The sequence below is a fragment of the Photorhabdus heterorhabditis genome (assembly GCF_001280945.1).
In the GTDB taxonomy this organism is placed as follows: Bacteria; Pseudomonadota; Gammaproteobacteria; order Enterobacterales; family Enterobacteriaceae; genus Photorhabdus; species Photorhabdus heterorhabditis.
This window is the reverse complement of record NZ_LJCS01000020.1, coordinates 32809-57296: the sequence shown is the minus strand read 5'-3', so window position 1 is coordinate 57296 and position 24488 is coordinate 32809. Positions and strand designations below refer to the sequence as shown.

The following is a 24488-nucleotide window of genomic DNA, read 5'->3' as shown; positions in this document are numbered from 1 at the left end:
GACATAATTTCCACATTTCCTCCATTTTTTAGTCTATCCTCACTGGCTAAACTAATAACATATGATTAAATCGATAATGCAGCCGTACATAAATCAAGTGATACCTTGAGTTTTGAGAGAATGTCGAATAAATGAATAAAAATAATAAACGCCGCCTTTTCCGTGCAATATTAGCCACCGTTACAGTTGCTATTGCTATATTTGTCTGGCATCAATTTAAAACATCTTCTACTCCTCAGAAGAAAAATGCGCAATCCAGTGTGTCTGCTCAATCTTCTGTCTCAAGACGTTCTCCTTTACCCCCAGTTCAAGCTGCCACGGCAAAAAAACAGGCAGTGCCCCGTTATCTGACCGGACTAGGCACTATTCAAGCTGCGAATACAGTCACCGTGACCAGCCGGGTAGAAGGTCAGCTTATGGCACTACACTTTCAAGAAGGTCAACAAATTAAACAAGGTGACTTACTGGCCGAAATTGATCCACGTCCTTTTCAGGTTCAATTAGCACAAGCTGAAGGCCAGCTTGCCAAAGATCAAGCCGTACTGGTTAATGCTCGTCAAGATCTGAATCGCTATCAGAAGCTGGCAAACACCAGACTAATTTCCCAACAAGAAATGGATAATCAACGTGCACTTGTCCATCAACATGAAGCCAGCCTGAAAGTTGATCAAGCGATCATTGATAATGCAAAACTTCAGCTCGCTTACAGCCGTATTACTGCACCAATTTCTGGTCGAGTAGGTCTGAAACAGATCGATGTGGGAAATTTTATCTCCAGTGGCAACAATTCCCCTATTGTGGTTATTACACAAACTGATCCAGTCGATGCGCTCTTTTCACTACCGGAAAACGATATCAACACGGTTTTACAAGCTCAAAAAAGGAATCATGACGTTGTTGTCCGCGCATGGGATCGCAGTAATCAACAACAACTTGCCGAAGGAAAACTGTTAAGTATCGATAATCAAATCGATACCGCTACCGGCACGATTAAGCTCAAAGCCCGTTTTTCTAATCAGGATGAAATTCTATTCCCTAATCAGTTCGTTAATATTCATATCAAAGTCGATACATTGGAAAACGTAGTTGTGATCCCAAATGCCGCGCTGCAAATGGGTCATGAAGGGAATTTTGTTTGGATACTGGATAAAGATAACAAAGTTAGCAAGCATTTGGTCACGGTCAAATTACAGGATGCCCAACGCGTTGTTATCAGCTCTGGCCTGACAGAAGGTGACAAAGTGGTTACTGATGGTATCGACCGCCTGACAGACGGCGATAAGGTAGATATCGTTACTCCGATGGTAAATAAAATTAAAATCCAACCACATAATAACAAGGCGGAGAACTCCTGATGCAGGTAAACGCCCAGATACCGAGGGGCGGGCCATCCCGCCAGTTTATCCTGCGTCCCGTCGCTACCACGTTGTTTATGGTGGCAATCCTACTGGCAGGAATTATCGGCTATCGCATGTTGCCCGTGTCCGCTTTACCGGAAGTGGACTATCCCACAATTCAAGTAGTCACACTCTACCCTGGCGCAAGCCCTGATGTGATGACCTCTGCGGTAACAGCGCCATTGGAACGCCAACTCGGACAGATGTCCGGCCTTAAACAAATGGCATCCCAAAGCTCCGGTGGTGCTTCAGTTATCACATTACAATTTCAACTGACATTGCCATTGGATGTAGCCGAACAAGAAGTACAGGCTGCCATTAACGCTGCCAGCAACTTATTACCCAATGACCTACCCTATCCACCTATTTACAACAAGGTTAACCCCGCTGATCCACCAATTTTAACGCTGGCAATAACCTCCGATGCCATGCCGATGACTCAGATTCAGGATATGGTGGAAACCCGCGTCGCACAAAAAATTTCACAGGTAAATGGTGTTGGATTGGTAACACTTGCCGGCGGGCAGCGCCCAGCAGTCAGAGTGAAACTGAATGCTCAAGCTGTCGCTGCTCAGGGATTAGATAGCGAAACTATCCGTACCGCCATCAACAGTGCCAATGTTAACTCAGCCAAAGGTAGTCTTGACGGACCAACCCGTTCTGTCACGCTTTCAGCCAATGATCAGATGAAATCCGTTGATGATTATCGCAAACTGATCGTTGCCTATAAAAATGGTGCACCCGTACGATTACGAGATGTAGCAACTATTGAGCAAGGGGCCGAAAATATCAAGCTAGGCGCATGGGCAAATGGTAAACCGGCAATTGTGATTAATGTTCAGCGCCAGCCGGGTGTCAACGTAATTGAAACTACAGATAACATTCGTCAGATGTTACCGGAACTCATTAGCAGTTTGCCAAAATCTGTCGATATAAAAATTCTGACTGACCGCACGACAACTATTCGTGCTTCAGTAAAAGATGTTCAGTTTGAGCTGCTACTGTCAATTGTGCTAGTTGTTATGGTGATTTATCTGTTTTTACGTAACGGCATCGCAACACTTATTCCAAGTATCGCAGTTCCCCTTTCACTGGTCGGCACATTCGCAGTAATGTATTTCTGCGGCTTCTCCATTAATAACCTGACACTCATGGCCCTCACCATTGCCACCGGGTTTGTGGTGGATGACGCCATTGTGGTGATCGAGAATATCTCCCGCTATATAGAACAAGGCGAGAAACCGATGGCCGCAGCATTGAAAGGTGCCGGTGAAATCGGTTTCACCATTATCTCTCTAACTTTCTCTCTAATCGCCGTGTTGATCCCGTTATTTTTCATGGGCGACATCGTTGGCCGCCTTTTCCGTGAGTTTGCCATTACTCTAGCCATTGCAATTCTGATTTCTGCCATTGTCTCACTAACATTAACACCCATGATGTGCGCCAGAATGCTCAAATCGGAATCACAGGTAAAGCACAATCGCTTTGAACAGGCCAGTGAACACTTTTTCGAACGGATAATTACTGGTTATACAGTATGGCTGAAAAAAGCACTAAACCACCCGTGGATCACACTTGGTATCGCCCTAAGCACACTGGCACTAACCGCCATGCTCTATGTCATTATTCCAAAAGGTTTTTTCCCATTGCAAGATAACGGGCTGATTCAGGGAACATTAGAAGCACCGCCATCAGTATCTTTTGCGGCAATGGCAGATAAACAGAGACAGGTTTCGTCCTTATTGTTGCAAGATCCCGCAATAGAAAATGTCACTACATTTGTTGGCGTTGACGGTAGTAACCCAACGCTAAATAATGGGCGGCTACAAATTACGCTGAAACCACTCAACCAACGTAACGACAGAATCGCTGAAATTATTCCGCGTTTACAGGAAAAAATTGCGTCCATACCAGACGTAAAACTCTATCTGCAACCCATGCAAGATCTGACGATTGATACTCAGGTTACACGTAACCAATATCAATTCACATTGCAAGCAACTTCCCTAGATGAATTGAGTATATGGGTACCGAAGTTATTGACTGAACTGAAACAGAGATCAGAACTGGTTGATATCAACAGTGACTGGCAAGCACAAGGGCTGATCGCCTATGTTAAAGTAGACAGAGACATTGCTAGTCGGTTAGGTATCTCAATGGCGGCTATCGATAACACCCTCTACAATGCATTTGGTCAGCGACTGATTTCAACAATTTATACTCAGGCCAATCAGTATCGAGTCGTACTAGAACATGATGTGAAATCGACCCCGGGACTGGCCGCATTTGATAACATCCGTCTCAACGGAATTGATGGTAATACCGTACCACTCAGCGCTATCGCTACTGTTGAACAAAGATTTGGCCCGTTAGCAATTAACCACCTGGCACAATTCCCCGCAGCAACATTTTCTTTCAACGTATCGGGAAATGCTTCTCTTGAGCAGTCAGTCAATGCTGTTCGCAATGCAGCGCAATTAATTGAAATGCCCAAAGATATAACCATTAAATTCCAGGGAACAACGCTGGCATTTGAAAGCGCACTCGGCAATACATTATGGCTGATCGCTGCCGCTGTTATCGCCATGTATATTGTGCTGGGAATACTGTACGAAAGTTTTATTCATCCGGTAACAATTCTCTCCACGCTGCCAACAGCGGGAGTGGGTGCACTGCTAGCACTGATGATGACAGGTCAAGAACTGGATGTTATTGCAATCATCGGCATTATCCTGCTGATAGGTATTGTGAAGAAAAACGCTATCATGATGATCGATTTTGCTCTGGCGGCAGAACGCGAACAGGGGTTATCCCCTTATGAAGCGATTTATCAGGCTTGTTTGTTGCGTTTCCGTCCAATTCTGATGACCACCATGGCCGCATTGTTTGGTGCTTTACCATTGATGCTCAGCGCCGGTGTAGGCGCCGAATTACGCCGACCATTGGGAATTTGTATGGTTGGCGGACTGATTATGAGCCAGATCCTGACGCTGTTTACAACTCCGGTCGTCTATTTACTGTTTGACAGACTGGCGCACTATCGTCGTAATCGCAAACCTAGCGAGCAGGATAATTCATCTATTAATAATCAGGAGCTACGGTGAAGTTTTTTGCTTTATTTATCCAGCGCCCTGTTGCCACAACGCTGCTCAGTTTAGCTATAACCCTATGCGGGTTATTAGGATTTACCCTGTTGCCGGTTTCCCCTTTGCCGCAAGTGGATTTCCCGGTAATCACCGTTTATGCCTCATTGCCAGGAGCATCACCGGAAACAATGGCATCATCTATTGCTACTCCGCTGGAACGGGCATTGGGACGAATTGCCGGTGTCAATGAGATGACGTCCAGTAGTTCACTTGGCAGTACAAATATTACGCTTGAATTTGATTTGAGCCGCGATATTAATAGCGCCGCCCGGGATGTACAAGCAGCCTTGAATGCCGCTCAAAATATGTTACCTTCCGGTATGCACAGTAGACCACGTTACCACAAAGCCAATCCGTCCGATGCCCCCATTATGATCCTAACACTGACTTCTGATACCTATAATCAGGGGCAACTTTACGATTTAGCGTCTACTCAACTCGCCCAGAAAATTGCACAAGTCGAAGGAGTCAGTGAAGTTTCTGTTGGAGGAAGTTCTCTACCCGCAGTGAGAATTGAATTGAATCCTAACGCTCTGTTTAATCAAGGGGTTTCTCTAGATACCATACGTAAAGCTATCAGCAACGCAAATGTTCGCCTCCCACAAGGATATGTGGATTCAGATCAGCAACGCTGGCAGATCCAAACCAACGATGAGCTGAAAACCGCTGAAAGTTATCGACCGATAATCGTTCACTACAAAAACGGCTCACCAGTGCGGCTACAAGATGTAGCGAATATAAAAGACTCGGTTCAGAATGTCAGAGCAGCCGGTATGTCTGGCGGTGAACCGGCTATTTTGCTTATCATTCGCCGTGAAGCTGGCGCAAATATTATCGCCACGGTAAACCGTATCCGTGAACAATTACCTGCATTACGTGAATCCATCCCCGCCTCTATTCAACTTAAAGTTGCTCAGGATCGCACACCAACTATTCGTGCTTCATTAGCAGAGGTGGAGCGTGCGTTGGTAATTGCTATCGGACTGGTGATTCTGGTGGTATTCCTGTTCCTACGTTCTGGCCGGGCAACATTGATCCCAGCGATTGCCGTACCTGTTTCACTCATTGGAACTTTTACCGCCATGTATTTGTGCGGTTTTAGTCTTAACAACCTTTCCCTGATGGCACTGACGATTGCAACAGGATTCGTCGTAGATGATGCTATTGTGGTATTGGAAAATATTTCCCGCCACCTTGAAGCTGGCATTAAACCTATGCAAGCGGCGCTGCGAGGTGTTCAAGAAGTGGGCTTTACCGTCCTTTCCATGAGTATTTCGCTGGTCGCAGTCTTTATCCCTCTTCTGCTAATGGATGGGTTGGTTGGTCGGCTATTCCGTGAATTTGCTATTACGCTAACGACAGCAATCGGTATCTCGTTGTTGGTCTCTTTAACATTGACCCCAATGATGTGTGCTCATTTGCTGAAACCCCAACGCACCAAAGCACAGGAAAAAATTCGCGGGTTTGGCAAAGTTCTGCTGAAAATTCAGCAAGGTTATGGCCGCTCCCTAATATGGGTTCTTAATCATAGCCGCTGGGTGCTGTTAATTCTGGCTGGCACTATTGCCCTAAACGTCTGGCTCTATATCAATATTCCAAAAACTTTTTTCCCAGAACAAGATACTGGCCGGTTGTTAGGATTCGTCCGGGCAGATCAAAGTATCTCTTTCCAGTCTATGCGTGAAAAAATGAAAAATTTTATGCAGATAATTAATGCCGATCCTGCGGTAGATAGCGTTACCGGTTTTACCGGCGGCTGGCAGGTAAACAGCGGTTTTATGTTTATCTCTTTGAAGCCGCTAAAAGAGCGCTCAGACAACGCTGAACAAGTTATTTCACGCCTGAGAACCAAACTTGCTAATGAGCCGGGGGCAAACCTGTTTTTAATTCCAGTACAAGACATCAGAGCGGGTGGTCGCCAAAGTAATGCAAGCTACCAGTTTACATTACTGGCAGATGACCTCAATGATCTACGCAAATGGGAACCCGTTATCCGTAAGGCATTAGGGCAATTGCCTCAACTGGCCGATGTGAATTCAGATAAAGAAGATAAGGGAGCTGAAATGGCAATAACTTATGACCGCGATACCATGTCACGGCTGGGAATTAATGTCAGTGAAGCAAATAGTTTACTGAATAACGCGTTTGGCCAGCGACAAATATCTACTATTTATCAGCCACTTAATCAGTATAAAGTTGTAATGGAAGTTGCACCGGAATATACACAAGATGTCAGCGCATTGGAAAAAATGTTTATGATTAACAATAAAGGAGAGGCAATTCCACTTTCCTATTTTGCTCACTGGCAGCCCGCTAATGCGCCGCTAAGTGTGAATCATCAGGGGCTTTCTGCTGCCTCTACCATTTCCTTTAACGTACCAAAAGGTTATACCCTCTCCGATGCTATCAATGCTATTGAAAGGACCATCACTGAACTTGGTGTGCCTCCAACTGTTCGCAGCACTTTTGCAGGCACGGCTCAAATTTTTCAAGAAGCAGTGAAATCACAGTTATTCCTGATTCTGGCTGCAATTATCACCGTTTATCTGGTGTTAGGAATATTGTATGAAAGTTATATCCACCCACTGACCATTCTCTCTACTTTGCCTTCTGCCGGTATTGGTGCTTTGTTGGCATTGGAACTATTTAACACTCCATTCAGCCTGATAGCCTTAATAGGCATCATGTTGTTGATTGGTATCGTGAAAAAAAATGCCATTATTATGGTGGATTTTGCCATTGAAGCCCAACGTAAAGGCAATATCTGTGCCCGTGATGCGATATTCCAGGCTAGCCTGTTACGTTTCCGCCCAATTCTGATGACTACACTTGCCGCCTTGTTTGGTACCCTGCCATTGGTTTTGAGTAATGGTGATGGCGCGGAGTTGCGCCAACCATTAGGAATTACCATTGTTGGTGGTCTGGTCATGAGCCAACTTTTAACATTATATACCACACCGGTGGTCTATCTCTGTTTTGATCGATTAAGAGAGAAATGGCAACAACGACGCACCACCAAACAAATTGCGGGGCAATCATGAAACTCGGTATCAGTGGCAAACTATTTATGGCTATCTTTGCCACTTGTATGCTGGTACTTATTACCATGCACTGGGGTATCAGAAGCAGTTTTCAGCATGGTTTTATTGGTTATATAAAACAAAACATCCAGTTACGCACTTCTATGCTAGCTGAAGCACTAGCTGAACAATATCAACAATATGGTAGCTGGAAATTCTTAAAGAAGAATAATCGGATCATTTTTCAAATCATCCGTTCTATTGAACAAACCAGTGAAAGCCGCCAGGGTCCACCGCCTCGCGGCTGGCGAACTCAGTTTTGGGTCGTGGATAGTGATATGAAACTACTGGTCGGTCACGAAGGTGAAATTCCATCCGATACCTATCGCGAACCAATTAACTATAATAATCAGATAGTCGGTTGGGTCATTGTCAGTACATCTGACAAAATCACCCGCCAGGCTGATATCAGTTTTGATCACCAGCAACAACTGACAAGTTGGATAATTGCGGGCTTATCTACCTTACTGGCAATCATAGCGACATTCTTGTTGTCCCGCGGCATGCTAAAACCCGTTAAACGCTTGGTTGAAGGGACGTATAAACTAGCAGCAGGCGATTTTAGTGTCCGAGTTACACCATCAAGTAGAGATGAAATCGGTCAGCTTGCCCACAATTTTAACCAACTTGCCAGTACGCTGGAAAAAAATGAACAAATGCGCCGTGATTATATGGCAGATATTTCCCATGAACTTCGCACACCTCTTTCTATATTGCGAGGTGAATTAGAAGCTTTACAGGACGGTGTTCGTAAAGCAACACCTGAAACACTCAATTCGTTATTAGCAGAGATCACCACATTGACCAAACTAGTTAACGATTTGCATCAACTATCTCTATCAGATCGCGGAGCACTGGCATATCGGAAAGAATTTATCAATATCAGTGGGTTACTTCAAGCTGCTATAGCATCTTACCGAGGCCGTTTCATTGATAAGCAAATTCAGATGGATGTTAAGCTGCCTGAAATTGTCATGATGTTTGCTGACCCAGGCAGATTAACTCAACTATTTCATAATTTACTGGAAAACAGCCTTCGCTATACCGCTAACAATGGAAAACTGATTATTGAAGGTAACTCTGATGATAACCACTTTATACTGAGCTGGCAGGACAGCGAGCCAGGGCTGTTACCAGAACAATGTCAGCGAGTCTTTGAACGATTCTACCGCAGTGAATCTTCTCGAAACCGTGCCAGTGGTGGGTCAGGGCTTGGGTTGGCTATTGGCTATAACATCGTTGAAGCGCATAATGGTACGATACGTGCTGAACCCTCACCTTTAGGTGGCTTGAGAATTAGCGTAGAATTACCGCTAATTAAATCCCCTGACTGCGAAATGCCATGAATGCAGAATTTGAACATTATACTGTTTTAATTGTTGAAGATGAGCCAAAACTCGGTCAATTACTGGTTGATTATCTAAACGCGGCTGATTACAAGACTCAGTGGCTACTGCGTGGTAATGAAGTCGTTCCTCACGTACAGCAACACAATCCAGATATTATTTTGCTGGATCTGATGCTTCCAGGTTGTGATGGTTTATCTGTCTGTCGTGAAATCCGCCGTTTTTCTGATGTACCTATTATTATGGTCACCGCTAAAACCGAAGAAATTGACCGATTACTGGGGCTGGAAATCGGGGCAGATGATTATATCTGTAAACCTTATAGCCCACGTGAAATTGTTGCACGAGTGAAAACTATTCTCCGCCGCTGTTACCGACCACAGGATATTGTCAAACAAAGTGACCTACAAATTGATGAAGCCTGCTTTCAGGCAAGTTACCGCGACAAAATACTGGATCTAACTCCCGTTGAATTCCGGTTACTAAAAACAATGGCAATCCATCCTAGACGGGTGTTTTCCCGCGATCAATTACTGAATAATTTGTATGACGATCACCGCATCGTTACGGACCGCACTATTGATAGCCATATTAAAAACTTACGCCGTAAATTGGAACAATTAGACAGCAGTAAAACATTCATCCGTTCCATTTATGGGCTTGGTTACCGCTGGGAGGCCGATATATGCCGTTTGTTATAACTGTCACATTTTAATTGAATTAAGTTTCTCTCAACCTCTCACCGGTCAGAAATTCAGCTATATTAAAAATACTCATCTTTAATTGGAGGAATTATCTATGGCTATAGGTCACTATGATCTCAAAAGGACAAAAAACAAGCAGTATTATTTCAACTTAAAAACATCGAACGGTGAAGTTATCCTCACCAGTGAAATGTACACTACAAAGGCAGCAGCGAATAAAGGGATTCGTTCTATTCAGGCGAATTCCCCTGAAGAAAAGAACTTCGAAATCAGGGAAAACAAAGCTGGTAAGTCTTATTTCGTGCTGAAAGCGAGAAACTATCAAGTTATCGGATTCAGCGAGTTGTACGATGATGAAACTGCTGCCAAAAAAGGCATTCAGTCGGCGGTTAAAAACGGCTCCAGTGTGAATGTTCGTGATCTAACAAAGTCAGAGTAATATTTTTTTATAATAAACTGCACCTTATCAGTTGAAATTACTATTCAACTGATAAGGTGCATCTTCATCTTTTAATTGCTTTAATTGCCAGGAATGTCAGCATAAAATGATCGACGACAAAGCGAGGATTGGGTTGCTGATCTTCATAAAAACCTTCGATAGAAAATCCAGCGTTAATCTGACCTCCAATGAAATCTGACATTTATTTGTACTCATTGATATAGTTTCGATTGGTGACATAGTACACAATATTTTTTATTTTAAAACTTCAGTATAAAAATCCATCTCAATCTATTTACCTAATAAATTTGTATCCCCAACAGATTAAGCGTTAGAATCCGTGGTCTTATCCTCACTTTTTGTAGTGAAAACTGACCTGAATTCAGACCGAGAATTTTTTAAACATGTTTATTCCAGAATTACTTTCCCCTGCCGGCTCATTGAAAAATATGCGTTATGCCTTTGCCTATGGCGCAGATGCCGTATATGCCGGCCAACCACGTTATAGCCTGCGTGTTCGTAATAATGAATTTAATCACGAAAATCTGGCACAGGGCATTAAGGAAGCGCATGAGCTTGGCAAACGCTTTTACGTTGTAGTCAATATTGCTCCGCACAATGCCAAACTGAAAACCTTTATCCGTGATCTGAAACCCGTCGTAGAAATGGGACCTGATGCTTTGATTATGTCCGATCCCGGACTCATTATGATGGTTCGTGAAGCTTTCCCAGAAATAGAAATCCACCTTTCCGTTCAAGCTAATGCGGTCAATTGGGCAACAGTAAAATTCTGGCAACAAATGGGACTAACCAGAGTCATTCTTTCCCGTGAACTTTCTCTGGATGAAATTAACGAGATTCGCCAACATGTTCCTGATATGGAGCTGGAAGTGTTCGTACATGGTGCACTGTGCATGGCCTATTCCGGTCGCTGCCTGCTATCCGGTTATATTAATAAGCGTGATCCAAATCAGGGAACATGTACTAATGCCTGCCGCTGGGAATACAACATTCAAGAAGGCAAAGAAGACGATATCGGTAATATTGTGCATATACATGAGCCTATACCGGCAAAAAATATCGAGCCAACATTGGGAAAAGGTGCACCAACAGATAAAGTATTTACGTTCGAAGAGATGAAGCGTCCAGGCGAATATATGTCTGCTTTTGAGGATGAACATGGTACTTACATCATGAATTCTAAGGATTTACGCGCAATTGAACACGTTGAACGATTAACTAAAATGGGCGTTCACTCGCTAAAAATCGAAGGACGCACAAAATCTTTCTATTACTGCGCCCGCACAGCACAAGTTTACCGCAGAGCTATTGATGATGCTGTTGCAGGAAAACCTTTTGATCCAACCTTGCTAACCACCCTGGAAGGGCTTGCTCACCGTGGATATACCGAAGGATTCTTACGCCGTCATACCCATGATGCCTATCAAACTTATGAATACGGCTATTCGATATCCGATACACAGCAATTTGTCGGTGAATTTACCGGTGAGCGAGTCAACGGATTAGCTGAAGTTGCAGTCAAAAATAAATTCATGGTCGGAGATCGCCTCGAATTAATGACGCCATCAGGCAATATCCAGTTCACACTGGAAGCAATGCAGGGTAAAAAAGGTCAGTCAATGGAAGTTGCCCCTGGTGATGGGTATATTGTCTATTTACCAATTCCTAAACAAATTGATATTAATTACGCCTTATTAATCCGTAATCTAAATGGTATTAATTCTCAATCTCTTCACATGAGCCGAGATTCAGACAAATAATCATCAATATACCCTCCTTATGATGGTATATTTCTTTTTTTAGAAACAGATCACATCAATACTATTTTATTTACCGTAGTATTGTTGACGAAAAATAAAAAACTAAAAAAGTATTACAGTAAGACTAGGAACCACCTCCTTGGCCGGCTCAATCTCCCTTGAGCTGGCCTTTTCTTTTCCCCCTGGAATAATAAAATCAACAAGTTGCAGAGTTCATTTACATGATTAATTAAATAGATTAGTTTAACTATTAAATTAATAAATCTTTGTATTAATATGTTTCTTATACCTTATACATTAATAAGAAAATATTTATAGTTACTGAAATATAACACCATCTAAAGAAATGTAATTAAAATTTTTCACTATTCAATAATTCAGAAAATCCATCATATTTAGGCTAAATATTATGCGATTTGATAAAATTGATCGGGTGAAAATTATGAAATAGGATAATTACAATTTACTTATTGTTAAAACTATTAGTTCAACATTTACCTGACTATTCTGGGTATCAACTCCCTCGTCATGGTTCTGATTTACAGACAACGAGAGTCCATGAATTAGCTAGCTGACTATCATTACCCTATCCCGATTAGTTTGACACAGAATTTTTACTGTCTTATATATCCATAATTTGAACAGGGAAAAATGGTTATAATCAATTAATAAAACACCAATGAGTAGTACCGCAGGACATGATTTTATGGAATGCTATTTGCAAAATAGCCAACAAGGAAGCAATGTGACAAGGAAATTATTTTTGGCAAAAAAATAAAATCTAATATCAACATTTGCAATAAAAAAATGGCGAGAAATTTTCTATCTGTGACAAAATCAAACTACATTTATGCATTTATCAATCAATTAATTTATTGAAAAATACAGATTACAGTTAAAAATTTAGAACAATAACTATTTGCCATTATGGCTATTTTTAAAAAAGAACAAATAACTATATAAACTGTCTCCTACAGAATCATATAGCATTAAAAGCATTGATATCCCAGACGATTATTTATCATATATAATGACACTAAATAATAGATAAATTAATAAAATAGAAACTTGATTTATATAATAAAAAATATCAGATATATTTATATCAATATTAAAAAAATAACAACCAATCCTACAGAATTCATTAAAATAAAATCAATATATATTGCATTTCATTATAAATCGCATATAATCAATAGAGATTATTACAATATCATTGGACTATAAAATGGCAAGTTTATCTATAAAAAAAGAAGATAGTATAAAGGCGGCTCTTATTGATTGGTTAATAGAACGAGACGAAATAAATGATAATGCAGTATTAATCAATGAACTCCCTATTGCAAACTTCAGTAGACGCGTTGATCTCGCGGTTGCAAATGGTAAACTCCATGCATATGAAATTAAAAGCGACTCTGACAGTCTAGCCAGACTTGAAGGACAAATATCCACATACAGACTCTACTTTGATAAAGTGACATTAGTTTGTGCACCAAAGTTTACTGAAAAAGCCTTATCAATTCTACCCATGGATATTGAAATATTAGAAATCAAGAAAAACAATAGTGTAGTAACTAACACTTTTATAAAAAAGAGACGCGGACGTACATGCAAAATTTCTGAAGATAGGTTTATTTTTTCCTTTGTCGAAAAAAAAGAAATCGTCAAATTTGTCAGAAAAAATGGTTATACATGTCATCCCTCTGAGATGAGAGAGAATATATATAATTTAACAAAAAACATCTCAATTGAGAAGAAAAGAAATTTCACAATAAATTATTTAAAGATAAAATATAAAATTTCTTTTGAAAATTTCATAAACAATAAGAATTCTAGTTCAACTTCTGCTGAAAATATTTCATTATTGAGCAATAATAAAATCAAAAGGAATCTTAATAAAGTTAACAAAGATGAAAAACTTAAACATATTGATATTTCAGTTTATCAAAAACCCATAAATTCCCATGCTATAGATATATCGAAAAATTTATCACTTATAGGTATTAAATCTCATACTCCTATCTATATTATTCCAAGAAAGAAAATTGCCTCTTAAAGAGGCAATTGCAAAAAATCATAGCAATATATTACTATTCAACAGAATTATATTCATCAGTATCATCATCATTGATATGAGACAATACACCATCTTCTATAAACCTAATCATTCTTTCTATATGTAAATTTACTCGTACCGAAATCCATTTAGATGGCGACTTAAAGCGATTCACATTACCTTCACTAACAGATTTAATAATTTCTGTACCCCAAACCTCCAATGAATCATCCCATCCCTCATCTGTAACAATATCTTTTGCTGCTAATTGATATAGTTCATCTCTCTGATCACTACCAGATCGACGCTCAAAACGCCAAACTCCTGGTGTAGGATAATCTATTCGCGCAACGAACTTCGCATAACTTCCTGGATAAAATTCTCCATGAATACTTGCTGCATCACCATATAAAGCAATTTTTTCACCGCCTACTGCAAGATAGTTTTGCCACTCCAACATGCTAATAGCTCCACTTTCTTTACCATATTCAGCAAATGTACGTGGAAAACTGGTACCAGAACTAACGATTTCTATTCTAGGATCAATATTCCTAAGCATATTAATTCCTCTAATAGTTGCATCTAAACATAGATCTTGACGAGAGCTATCTATTTGCCCAACATCCAATATAAATAATACATTACTTATATCATCAACTACTGATGCTGCCATTGTCGCAGCCAGTAACTCATGCGACTTTAACGGATTAATTTTAACTACAAACCTACCAAAATAAGATTCTAACTTCTCAAGCTGCTTGACATAATCCCGTTGCCCCAAATCCTTATGGAAAATCGCTGCGGGAATAATTTTATTATATTTTCCTTTCTGATTTTTTAAAAAATCAATCCAATTACTACAATGTTTATCAGATAAATACAATGAATCTGAATCGATACATTTCAAAACTGGATCATTTGATATTTCTATAATTGATTCATTATTAAAAGAATCAAACCATTTATCAATAGCTGAATCAGCATCCTGTCTACCTTTAAGCTTTGTCAGAGACACAACCGGTAAAAACTTACTTTTTGTTGACTCACCGATATTACTAACACCCTCTAACTCAGACTGTCTGGTTCTTATAGATGGAAAATACCTATAGTCCGAAAATTTTTTCATGTTAGACTCCTTTTGGATATCGAATATTGATATTAAAAATCACCAAATCACATTATCCTCAAGAAAACTGAGGTGTTTATTTAATAAGATTAAGCTAATAAATAATTAATCTGTGCAAAATAATTCCTTCCTTTTATAATTCATGAAATATCATATTAAATTTCAATCAATTAATAATACATGAGAAAAACCAAATTATTGCACCTTTATGCAATTTATCAGGCAGAAAATATCTTAAGTGTAGTCATACCTAATGATTGCCATTGTATTAACCACACTAAACATCTCAATCTCATAGAATATACCCGTCATCTTTCAAGTTGCTTCTTTGTTGGCTGCACTCTCTCACCCCGGTCACATAGTTATCTATGCTCCCGGGGATTCGTTCCCTTGCCGCCGCAATCCATCTTGAAATCCATAGGGTATATACATTGTTATCATCTCGAAAAAAAATCAATAAAAAAGAATTAACTTAAAGGAAAAAACCTCCTATCTTTTATCGCATTATTTTTCCAAATTTACTATGTTTTTATATCTATAAATTATTTCTTGCGATAAGAATCACAAACATAGTAATTTTCACCTAATGCAAAAGTAATCACATAGTTGAATTAATCATGATAAATTTAAAAACCCATTAATAGATAAATTAATATCATATAAATTTTCAAAAGCAAATAATCCAATGCGTGAATACTTTAGGTTTCAACCGCTAAATATCGATTGAAAACATAGTAATATCTCTCTTACCTTTTTAGGTAATATATTTCACCACAACCCCCCACCTGAAGCGATCCACTCCCCCTTCTCCTTGAATACAACTTGTTATTTTCAAAAGGATAAATGACAATCAATAACATCTTTCAAGAGCTGGAGTAAATCATGACTGATATCGCTAAGTTGTTAGGCAAAGATGCAGACAGTTTATTGCAACATCGTTGTAGTACCATTCCGAGTGAAAATCTTTATCTGCCAGGCTCCGATTTTGTTGACCGAGTAATGATCGACAATAACCGGCCAAATACGGTTTTGCGTTCCATGCAAACACTGTTGAATCATGGTCGTCTCGCAGGCACTGGCTATTTATCTATTTTACCCGTGGATCAAGGCGTAGAACATTCTGCTGCCGCTTCTTTTGCCGCTAATCCACTCTATTTTGATCCGAAGAATATTGTTGAATTGGCTATTGAAGCAGGTTGTAACTGTGTGGCCTCTACTTATGGAGTGTTATCCTCAGTTTCCCGCCGTTATGCCCATAAGATCCCGTTTTTGGTTAAACTGAACCACAATGAAACATTGAGTTATCCTGCTCAATATGATCAGACTTTATATGCCAGTGTTGAACAGGCGTTTGAGATGGGTGCCGTAGCTGTTGGTGCAACGATTTACTTTGGCTCTGTCGAATCACGACGTCAAATTGAGGAAATTTCAGCAGCTTTTGAACGGGCACATGAACTAGGAATGGTAACCGTCCTGTGGGCCTACCTGCGTAATTCTGCTTTCAAAAAAGAAGGGGTAGATTATCACGCTAGTGCAGATTTAACCGGCCAAGCTAACCACCTGGCAGCGACTATCGGCGCTGATATCGTTAAACAGAAGATGGCTGAAAATAACGGGGGATATACTGCTATTGGTTTTGGTCATACAGATAAACGTGTTTATGCCAATTTGACTACCGATCATCCAATCGATCTGGTCCGCTATCAGATAGCTAACTGCTACATGGGTCGTGCTGGCCTTATTAATTCAGGTGGAGCATCTGGTGATAATGATCTAAGTGATTCAGTTCGTACCGCAGTAATCAACAAACGCGCGGGCGGTATGGGATTAATCCTCGGTCGTAAGGCTTTCAAAAAATCTATGAAAGATGGCATTGAACTGATTAATGCCGTCCAAGATGTTTATCTGGATAATCAAGTCACAATAGCTTAATACAGCTTGTCGTCGATGATGGTGATAATGAACAAGATGATCAAGGTGCTATAAATTCTAAGCCAGACGTCTTACTCGTTATCACCTTCTTACCAAACCATCATTCAGCAGCTACTCTCACCACCACTGATGAAAATGATGTACCGGCCCAATTCCCTTTCCTACTTCAAGGGAATCTGCACGCTCTAACGCAGCCTGGAGATAAGATTTCGCTACAGGAAGCGTCGTCTGCCAGTCTGAATAACGTGGGCGCAAAGCAGCTAATGCAGCGGAGAGAGTACACCCTGTACCATGAGTGTGACGTGTGTTGATTCTAGGAGCAGTGAAACGCCATTCTCCATTACCCGTAAATAACCAGTCAGGACTTTCACAGTCTATAAGGTGACCGCCTTTAAGTAGAACCGCTTCACATCCCAACGATAACAATGCACGCCCTTGCTTTTGCATCTCTGTTTCAGTTTTTGCAACTGAACATTTCAGCATAGTTGCAGCCTCTGGCAAGTTTGGCGTAATCAACGAAACCTTCGGTAATAATTGCTCAACAACAGAAGAAACCGCCTCCGGTGCCAGAAGCGGATCTCCACTTTTCGCAACCATTACCGTATCCAGTACAATATAAGGGATTGAGTAACGACTTATTGCATCTGCAACCACTGCAACATTAGCCGCATTAGATAACATGCCTATTTTGGCGCTATCGATTCTGATATCTGACAGCACAGATTCCAGTTGTGCAGCAACGAAAGCGGGATCTATGTTGTAGACAGACTGCACGCCACAAGTATTTTGTGCAACAAGAGCTGTCATTACTGTTGTGCCATAGGCCCCAAGTGCGGAGAAAGTTTTCAGATCAGCCTGAATACCAGCACCACAACTAGGATCAGTGCCAGCAATTGTCAGCGTATTGATTCTCAATATAATTACTCCTTCCAACCAGCAAAAGATAAAGCAGGTATCAGGAAGAAGGCACCATGACTTCCCTACACTGGCATTATCCAGATCAGGTGTTACGGGTTCATCTCAGCTCAGTTAAAAGCGCCACGAGTCAAAACAAAAACACCCTATCAGATAACTAACAGGGTGATATCAGTATGTCATTGTTGCCAATAAACAATAAATCAAACAACAAAATTTACTCTGTCAATCAAAAACGATCGACGAAAAGAAGTTATGCTGTGGTGACATTTGCCGCAGAAGGACCTTTCTGGCCATCTTGAATTTCAAACTCAACCTTTTGACCTTCCGCCAGGGTCTTAAAACCATCGCTCTGAATAGCGCTAAAATGTACAAACACATCTTTGCTACCATCAGCTGGAGTAATAAAACCAAAACCTTTAGATTCGTTGAACCACTTTACAGTACCAGTGATTTTTGCCATTTTAAGAATTTCCTTTGGATCACTTAATTCTAATTCGCCATTTTGGCGCAACATAAAAACCAGAGCGAGTTACTGTTATTAACAGAACCATATAACAGAACTATATAACAGAACCGTACCTCGTTTACCCGAACGATTTATCACATATTCTTAATATGATGGCAAGCCATTTTTTATCAGCTATGGAGCTAACGCACATATTTAAAATTCTTAACAACAATTATTGTTTAACATAACTGCAAAAATTTGAAAATCCAAGGTTATCCTAATTAGATTACAGTTTATCCACTCAACAAAACCGCAGATAACATAAATAATTTTAATTTATTTTGCCGATCTTATTATGAGAATTTTTATCTCTATGCTATGTCTATCTACGCTAACCTCCCCCTTTTGAGTGAAAAAAAATCAACACATCTCCAATATCCATCGGCTAAAATATGAGTATCAAATATAGCCATTTAATACATAGAACATCTTAATATTTATTTTTCGTTTAACTTTTATTAAGAATAGCAAGAGTAGAATTCCTGAATTTAGATGTTTGTCATATTTTATATAACTCGAAGGAATCCCCAATTTATGTCGTCGGGGGGATTGGAGCAATAAATAATGAAGTTTGATTTGACCACAGCTTATACCCTATCAGTAACCCTTTTAGGCTCATCCGGGACAGTGCTTGCAACTACAGCAGATACCGCCAGTAAATCATCAACGATGACTACAGCCAACACATCAACTGGTTATAGCAATCACCCAGATAGCTTGTGGGCAACATTCAACAATAATGTTGCCCTCACCTGGGATGCGCCCAACAATGAATTTTATCTTCCAGTAATTACCTGGCATAACAGATATACCTACGATAAAGAGAAGACCGATAAATATAATGAACGCCCCTGGGGTTTCGGTTATGGTAAATACCGCTATGACAGAGACAATGATTGGCATTCCCTCTACGCAATGGCTTTTATGGATTCTCATAACCGCCTGGAGCCCATTATTGGCTATGGATTTCAGAAAATGTGGATACCGGGTGATTTAGATGGGTTCCGACTGGGTGTTGGTTTTACTCTGAGTGTTACAGCTCGTCACGATTATTACTATGTCCCTATTCCACTCCCATTACCCCTGTTCTCTGTCGAATATGATCGACTATCATTTCAGGGAACATACATTCCGGGCACATATAATAATGGCAACGTATTCTTCGCCTGGTTACGCTGGCAATGGTAACGTCAAAACACCAGACTATTATATCAGTCTGGTGTTTGATAGTGACAATCCGGGTATTACATTATCCTTGGTTCATTGTTTTCAATCTATCCCGATGGGAACGAGATATCAGGAATCCAATCCATAAAACACTAATCCAGAATGGCATCAGAATGACTGAAATACGGATACTTTCTGTCATCAAAATAATGACAAGAATAAAGGCAAGGAAAACTAAACACAAATAATTACTGAATGGGTACCAGAATGCTTTAAACGATGGTTCTACACCCTCTTTAACTTTCTGTGCCCGAAATTTTAAATGAGCCATACAAATCATGACCCAGTTAATAACCAGCGTTGTTACCACCAATGCCATTAGCAATTCAAGGGCTTTACCTGGCATCACATAGTTAATTAATACACCAATTGAGGTTACTAACGCAGATATCACGATAGCCCTGATCGGAACTCCATTCCTATTAATTTTCGTTAAAATCTTAGGGGCATTACCTTGCTTTGCTAAACCATACAGCATACGGCTGTTACAATATACGCCGCTGTTATAAACAGACAATGCAGCAGTCAGAACAACAATATTCAGAATATTCGCCACCCAGAAACTATCCAGATTATGAAAAATCATCACAAATGGACTTTCACCTTCAACAACATAGTTCCACGGATAAAGCGACAGTAGCACAGTCAGAGAACCGATATAGAAAATCAGTATCCTATATACCACTTGGTTAGTTGCTTTAGGAATGCTGATTCGTGGGTTCTCTGCTTCAGCAGCTGTAACACCAACCAATTCCAGTCCACCAAAAGAGAACATAAGCACAGCCATTGCCATAATAAGACCAGAAGCCCCATTAGGCATAAAACCACCATATTGCCAAAGATTAGTGATACTGGCCTGTGGACCTCCATTACCACTGACTAATAGATAAGCGCCAAAAATAATCATACAGATAATTGCAGCAACTTTAATAATTGCAAACCAAAATTCTGTTTCACCATATAATCGAACATTAATTAAATTTACGCTATTGATTAAAACAAAGAATACCATCGCAGATACCCAGGTCGGAATATCAGGCCACCAGTAATGAATATACATTCCCACAGCCGTTAATTCTGCCATTCCGACCAGAGTAAACATTACCCAGTAATTCCATCCCGATAAGAAACCGGGAAACTCTCCCCAATATTTATATGCAAAATGACTAAACGATCCAGCTACTGGTTCTTCAACAACCATCTCTCCCAGCTGACGCATAATCAAAAATGCGATAAAACCTGCAACCGAGTATCCTAAAAGCACGGAGGGACCTGCCATTTTTATGGTTTGTGCAATACCGAGAAACAACCCAGTCCCGACAGCTCCCCCTAAGGCAATAAGCTGAATATGTCGGTTTTTTAAACCGCGTTTAAGTGTTGATTGCTGCGATTGTCCTGCCATCTTGTCCTCTTGCTGCAACTTTTATTTTGTTATGAGTGGGGAAACAACCGATTCCCATTTATACCTGTTATCTTTCAAGTTGCCTCTTTGTTGGCTGCACTCACTCACCCCGGTCACAGAGTTATCTATACCCTTCATCTTTCAAGCTGCTGCTTTGTTGGCTGCGTTCACTTACCCCAGTCACATAGTTATCTATGCTCCTAGGGATGCATTCACTTGCCGCCGCGCTGCAACTTGAAATCTATTGGGTATAGGCTCCCGGGGATTCGCTCCCTTGCCGTCGCGATACATCTTGAAATCTATTGGGTATATCTGCTTTGCTCAAAGCAGATAAAATACTAGCCTTAAAAGGTGGATACTGAACATATATGTTAGCACAGATACAGCAAGGGAGAATGACTGATGAGTATCAACAACTAATCAGAAAGGAAGATATCGGGTCACAAAACAGATACCTGAATCAAACTTTTCACCCTGATCACAGTAACGATCCAAAGCCAACAGGTACAAGAACAGACATATTCCAAGTAATACTAAGATTGCAATGGTTTTTTTTATGTCCAATTCTATTTCCTTAAGCTTAGTCAGCACTCAATACATAAAGAATAAATTCAAGAAATTATATTTTACAGTAATGAAAATAAGAAAAATATCCATCCGGTGCTTCTGTTGTGGAGAAATCACACTGATACCGTACCCTCTGTCAGTAAATGCGCCGAAACGAATTAAACAAGTACTGAATTAGGGATTCTATTCACTAAAACAAAAAAATCAATTGTCACATTTAGTTACAATCTCAACCACGATGCCAACGCTTTGTCATATTTAAAAAAAGTTGTGTATACTTCTTTTCACTTTCAACCAGAACGAAATTGTTAATGCCACAGGATAATCACTTAGCACTTGTATACGCTCTCAGCAAATGGATTGAGAATCACCTTGGCCGGGTAATCCATCTGGAGGAACTGGCAGCTTACTCTGGCTATTCGCTTTGGCATATGCAGAAAATATTCAAGGAAATTACTGGAATTTCTCTTGGCAAATATATCCGCCAACGACGTCTGGCGGGTGCTGTTCACCTTCTAAGAAACAGCTCTTTGTCTATTTTCGATATCGCCCTGGATTTTGGCTTTGGTTCACAGTCTCATTTTACTTACATGTTCCGCAAAGAATATGGCATAACACCTTATGATTTCCGGCAGAACCCAGATATTGAGCTTGAGGTAAAACTACCTCTTCATTTTGCCAATAGCTGTTCATGACACTATCATCAGGAAAGGAAACGCCTTTTAAGCGGGCAATTACACAACAAAGCAACAGTACCTAATCAGGCTTTCAGGAGAGAAAAATGTCAATAAAATTGATCGCCATTGATCTTGATGGCACTTTACTGAACGAAAGTCATCAGATCACTCCCCCAGTCAAGCAAGCTATTCATTATGCCAGAAAACAAGGAATTCATATTGTTCTGGCTTCTGGTCGGCCTTTTACTGGCATCCAGCGATACTTACAGGAATTAGCGCTGAACGAAACTAGCAGTTACTGCATCAGTAACAATGGTAGTGTTGTCCATCAGGCAAATGATGGTGAACATTTGCTAGAAAATTTATTGGATTTTGAAGACTATCTGTTTTTTGAATCACTCTCCCGTGAAATTGGCGTTCATCTTCATGCTTTAGAATTTAATAAAATATATACTGCCAACCGTGATATCAGTCCATATACCGTCAGAGAAGCGTTCCTCACCGACACGCCTCTAATTTATTGTCCTATTAATGAAATGGACAACGAGATGCGTTTCACTAAATTAATGATGATAGATCATCCAAATATCCTCAGTGATGCGATCAATTTCATTCCAGTAGACGCTTATGAACACTATACGTTGATGCAGAGCAGTCCCTATTTTCTAGAAATTCTCAGTAAAGAAGTCAACAAAGGCACTGCTATCAAAGCCATCGCTGATCATCTGGGTATCACCAGAGATAAAATTATGTGTATCGGTGATCACAATAATGACTTGGCTATGATCGAATTCGCCGGTATTGGTGTTGCAATGGGGAATGCCGAACAAAGTGTTAAAGATATCGCTCAATTTATTACCGCAACAAATGAACAAGATGGAGTAGCAATAGCTATAAATAAGTTCCTATAAAGTGGTTTATTTTAATTTGTTACCATGCTTGTTTCATTTTTACTCTGTTTATTGGGCAAAGCAATAAGATCCCGAAGTCTGAATGCATTCTCTGACTGAATAATAAGCAGATTAGATTTTCAGAAATATATGAGGTAGGGGCTTCATCAAGAATTCCCTACCTCATTACCGCCTCTAATACTTCTTCTTGCAAACAACATAATATTGCAACTATACCCAATAGATTTCAATTTGCAGCGCGGCGGCAAGTGAACACATCCCCAGGAGCATAGATAACGATGTGACTGAGGTAAGTGAACGCAGCCAACAAAGCAGCAACTTGAAAGATGAAGGTATAGCAAGTATTACCTCTTTCTGGTCGCTAACCAGCAGGCAATTGACCCTATTGTGACCATCAGCACACCTTGCCAAAATGAAAAAGAGAGTGTAATGCTAAGTAACAACGATGAAAAAGCAGTAGATATAATTGGCGTAAAATAAGATAACGTAGCCAATAATGCAACATGCCCCCTTATGATTGCCACTGTCCAGGCAGCATTCGCCACACCAATAACAATTCCAGCAAACAATAAGATACTGACACTACGAAGAGTTATCACCATTTCAGGGGGAGAGGTGAAAAAGTATTGAACCCATAGCGCTAAAGCCGTTAGGATAAAAAACAATGACATGCCATTTTTACCCGCTGACATTATTTTTGTAATGTTACAATACATCGCCCAAATAATTGCCCCAGCAAAAGCCAATCCATAACTTAATGGATTGCTCTGTATATTCTCCATCATTTGACTAAATGACCAACCATTGTCACCACTCATCACCCAACCAATCCCTAGAACAGACAACAATAAGCCGGGATATAACCACCAGTTCACTTTCTGCTTATTAACAATGACTGACAATAAGACAGTCAAACCTGGCCACAGGTAGTTAACCATACCTAATTCAATTGCCTGGACACGATTATCAGCAAAACCTAATGCGAGTGATAAACAAATTTCATAGCTGACAAACAGCAGACTTCCAAACCATAAATAGGCTTTAGGAAAGGTGCTGATTTTTGGCAAGCCTATTAGCAGAATCAAAAAGATTGAACCAACAGTATAAATAAGAGCGGCACCGCCTACAGGCCCAAAACTTTCACTAACATTTCTTATCAAACCAACGATTGTGCTCCACAGCACAATCGCCAGTACGCCATATACCGTAGCTTTGTATTGTTCAATCCCTGTCTTCACACTCATCCTCACACTTAATCTATCTCAATAGGC

Annotated in this window: 19 protein-coding genes and 1 riboswitch; of the genes, 12 read left to right on the top strand and 7 right to left on the bottom strand. The window is 40.3% G+C overall.

The window, feature by feature from the left end:
* Positions 1-131: 131 nt before the first annotated feature.
* The 6 genes from AM629_RS09325 to AM629_RS09300 all read left to right on the top strand — a co-directional run bounded on the left by AM629_RS09325 (position 132) and on the right by AM629_RS09300 (position 10112).
* Positions 132-1355, top strand: coding sequence for an MdtA/MuxA family multidrug efflux RND transporter periplasmic adaptor subunit (locus AM629_RS09325; RefSeq protein ID WP_054478293.1), 1224 nt, complete (start codon positions 132-134; stop codon positions 1353-1355).
* Positions 1355-4501 carry an MdtB/MuxB family multidrug efflux RND transporter permease subunit gene (locus AM629_RS09320; RefSeq protein WP_054478291.1) on the top strand — a complete coding sequence of 1049 codons (3147 nt, stop codon included), beginning with the start codon at positions 1355-1357 and terminating at the stop codon, positions 4499-4501. Before AM629_RS09325 ends, AM629_RS09320 begins: the two co-directional genes overlap by 1 nt.
* Entirely contained in the window at positions 4498-7584 is a 3087-nt protein-coding gene (gene mdtC / locus AM629_RS09315; protein ID WP_054478289.1) for a multidrug efflux RND transporter permease subunit MdtC, read from the top strand. The genes AM629_RS09320 and mdtC overlap by 4 nt, the downstream gene beginning before the upstream one ends.
* Positions 7581-8969, top strand: a complete 1389-nt coding sequence (gene baeS, locus AM629_RS09310; RefSeq protein ID WP_054478288.1) for an envelope stress sensor histidine kinase BaeS — start codon at positions 7581-7583, stop codon at positions 8967-8969. The genes mdtC and baeS overlap by 4 nt, the downstream gene beginning before the upstream one ends.
* The gene (gene baeR / locus AM629_RS09305) at positions 8966-9670 is read left to right on the top strand and encodes an envelope stress response regulator BaeR (protein ID WP_054478286.1); all 705 of its coding nucleotides are present in this window, start codon (positions 8966-8968) and stop codon (positions 9668-9670) included. Before baeS ends, baeR begins: the two co-directional genes overlap by 4 nt.
* 97 nt (positions 9671-9767) lie before the next feature.
* Positions 9768-10112 (top strand): YegP family protein, encoded by a 345-nt coding sequence (locus AM629_RS09300; RefSeq protein ID WP_054478284.1) that lies wholly within the window; start codon positions 9768-9770, stop codon positions 10110-10112.
* Between the two features lie 64 nt (positions 10113-10176).
* Here the strand turns inward: AM629_RS09300 and AM629_RS22100 are convergent, their stop codons facing one another.
* Entirely contained in the window at positions 10177-10314 is a 138-nt protein-coding gene (locus AM629_RS22100) for a hypothetical protein (RefSeq protein WP_338049377.1), read from the bottom strand.
* A 202-nt stretch (positions 10315-10516) separates the two neighbouring features.
* On the opposite strand from AM629_RS22100, the gene trhP reads away from it, so the two are divergent.
* On the top strand, positions 10517-11893 hold the full coding sequence (gene trhP / locus AM629_RS09295; RefSeq protein ID WP_054478282.1) for a prephenate-dependent tRNA uridine(34) hydroxylase TrhP: 1377 nt from the start codon (positions 10517-10519) through the stop codon (positions 11891-11893).
* A 1228-nt stretch (positions 11894-13121) separates the two neighbouring features.
* Entirely contained in the window at positions 13122-13949 is an 828-nt protein-coding gene (locus AM629_RS09290) for a sce7726 family protein (protein ID WP_054478280.1), read from the top strand.
* A gap of 34 nt (positions 13950-13983) precedes the next feature.
* On the opposite strand, the gene AM629_RS09285 is transcribed toward AM629_RS09290, so the two are convergent.
* The gene (locus tag AM629_RS09285) at positions 13984-15075 is read right to left on the bottom strand and encodes a beta family protein (RefSeq protein WP_054478279.1); all 1092 of its coding nucleotides are present in this window, start codon (positions 15073-15075) and stop codon (positions 13984-13986) included.
* Between the two features lie 882 nt (positions 15076-15957).
* Here AM629_RS09285 and fbaB point away from each other — a divergent pair.
* Positions 15958-17007: a class I fructose-bisphosphate aldolase gene (gene fbaB / locus AM629_RS09280; protein ID WP_054478277.1), complete on the top strand. Its 1050-nt coding sequence runs from the start codon at positions 15958-15960 to the stop codon at positions 17005-17007.
* A 117-nt stretch (positions 17008-17124) separates the two neighbouring features.
* Here fbaB and thiD read toward each other — a convergent pair whose 3' ends face one another.
* Complete coding sequence (thiD, locus tag AM629_RS09275) at positions 17125-17922, bottom strand: bifunctional hydroxymethylpyrimidine kinase/phosphomethylpyrimidine kinase (protein ID WP_054478275.1); 798 nt, start codon at positions 17920-17922, stop codon at positions 17125-17127.
* A 45-nt stretch (positions 17923-17967) separates the two neighbouring features.
* Positions 17968-18060, bottom strand: a riboswitch (TPP riboswitch).
* Positions 18061-18175: 115 nt separating this feature from the next.
* Positions 18176-18385, bottom strand: coding sequence for a transcription antiterminator/RNA stability regulator CspE (gene cspE / locus AM629_RS09270; RefSeq protein ID WP_015833897.1), 210 nt, complete (start codon positions 18383-18385; stop codon positions 18176-18178).
* Positions 18386-18997: 612 nt separating this feature from the next.
* Between cspE and pagP the strand changes: the two genes are divergently transcribed.
* The gene (gene pagP / locus AM629_RS09265) at positions 18998-19621 is read left to right on the top strand and encodes a lipid IV(A) palmitoyltransferase PagP (RefSeq protein ID WP_188093354.1); all 624 of its coding nucleotides are present in this window, start codon (positions 18998-19000) and stop codon (positions 19619-19621) included.
* Between the two features lie 61 nt (positions 19622-19682).
* Here the strand turns inward: pagP and AM629_RS09260 are convergent, their stop codons facing one another.
* Positions 19683-21062, bottom strand: coding sequence for an amino acid permease (locus tag AM629_RS09260; protein WP_054478273.1), 1380 nt, complete (start codon positions 21060-21062; stop codon positions 19683-19685).
* Between the two features lie 420 nt (positions 21063-21482).
* The gene (gene mgrB, locus AM629_RS22090; protein WP_015833892.1) at positions 21483-21653 is read right to left on the bottom strand and encodes a PhoP/PhoQ regulatory lipoprotein MgrB; all 171 of its coding nucleotides are present in this window, start codon (positions 21651-21653) and stop codon (positions 21483-21485) included.
* A gap of 287 nt (positions 21654-21940) precedes the next feature.
* Between mgrB and AM629_RS09250 the strand changes: the two genes are divergently transcribed.
* Positions 21941-22324 carry a helix-turn-helix domain-containing protein gene (locus AM629_RS09250; protein WP_054478268.1) on the top strand — a complete coding sequence of 128 codons (384 nt, stop codon included), beginning with the start codon at positions 21941-21943 and terminating at the stop codon, positions 22322-22324.
* Between the two features lie 86 nt (positions 22325-22410).
* The gene (gene yidA, locus AM629_RS09245; RefSeq protein ID WP_054478266.1) at positions 22411-23217 is read left to right on the top strand and encodes a sugar-phosphatase; all 807 of its coding nucleotides are present in this window, start codon (positions 22411-22413) and stop codon (positions 23215-23217) included.
* A 344-nt stretch (positions 23218-23561) separates the two neighbouring features.
* Here the strand turns inward: yidA and yddG are convergent, their stop codons facing one another.
* A complete protein-coding gene (yddG, locus tag AM629_RS09240) occupies positions 23562-24461 on the bottom strand; it encodes an aromatic amino acid DMT transporter YddG (protein WP_054478265.1) in 900 nt (299 codons plus the stop codon).
* Between the last annotated feature and the right edge of the window lie 27 nt (positions 24462-24488).

What these genes read in the sequence shown, in the direction of transcription:
- baeR (WP_054478286.1), top strand. Translation starts at nt 8,966, where the DNA reads ATGAATGCAGAATTTGAACATTATACTGTTTTAATTGTTGAAGATGAG.
- AM629_RS09325 (WP_054478293.1), top strand. Translation starts at nt 132, where the DNA reads ATGAATAAAAATAATAAACGCCGCCTTTTCCGTGCAATATTAGCCACC.
- AM629_RS09300 (WP_054478284.1), top strand. Translation starts at nt 9,768, where the DNA reads ATGGCTATAGGTCACTATGATCTCAAAAGGACAAAAAACAAGCAGTAT.
- yddG (WP_054478265.1), bottom strand. Translation starts at nt 24,461, where the DNA reads ATGAGTGTGAAGACAGGGATTGAACAATACAAAGCTACGGTATATGGC.
- baeS (WP_054478288.1), top strand. Translation starts at nt 7,581, where the DNA reads ATGAAACTCGGTATCAGTGGCAAACTATTTATGGCTATCTTTGCCACT.
- AM629_RS09285 (WP_054478279.1), bottom strand. Translation starts at nt 15,075, where the DNA reads ATGAAAAAATTTTCGGACTATAGGTATTTTCCATCTATAAGAACCAGA.
- pagP (WP_188093354.1), top strand. Translation starts at nt 18,998, where the DNA reads ATGAAGTTTGATTTGACCACAGCTTATACCCTATCAGTAACCCTTTTA.
- AM629_RS09250 (WP_054478268.1), top strand. Translation starts at nt 21,941, where the DNA reads ATGCCACAGGATAATCACTTAGCACTTGTATACGCTCTCAGCAAATGG.
- AM629_RS22100 (WP_338049377.1), bottom strand. Translation starts at nt 10,314, where the DNA reads ATGTCAGATTTCATTGGAGGTCAGATTAACGCTGGATTTTCTATCGAA.
- fbaB (WP_054478277.1), top strand. Translation starts at nt 15,958, where the DNA reads ATGACTGATATCGCTAAGTTGTTAGGCAAAGATGCAGACAGTTTATTG.
- cspE (WP_015833897.1), bottom strand. Translation starts at nt 18,385, where the DNA reads ATGGCAAAAATCACTGGTACTGTAAAGTGGTTCAACGAATCTAAAGGT.
- AM629_RS09260 (WP_054478273.1), bottom strand. Translation starts at nt 21,062, where the DNA reads ATGGCAGGACAATCGCAGCAATCAACACTTAAACGCGGTTTAAAAAAC.
- yidA (WP_054478266.1), top strand. Translation starts at nt 22,411, where the DNA reads ATGTCAATAAAATTGATCGCCATTGATCTTGATGGCACTTTACTGAAC.
- trhP (WP_054478282.1), top strand. Translation starts at nt 10,517, where the DNA reads ATGTTTATTCCAGAATTACTTTCCCCTGCCGGCTCATTGAAAAATATG.
- AM629_RS09290 (WP_054478280.1), top strand. Translation starts at nt 13,122, where the DNA reads ATGGCAAGTTTATCTATAAAAAAAGAAGATAGTATAAAGGCGGCTCTT.
- AM629_RS09320 (WP_054478291.1), top strand. Translation starts at nt 1,355, where the DNA reads ATGCAGGTAAACGCCCAGATACCGAGGGGCGGGCCATCCCGCCAGTTT.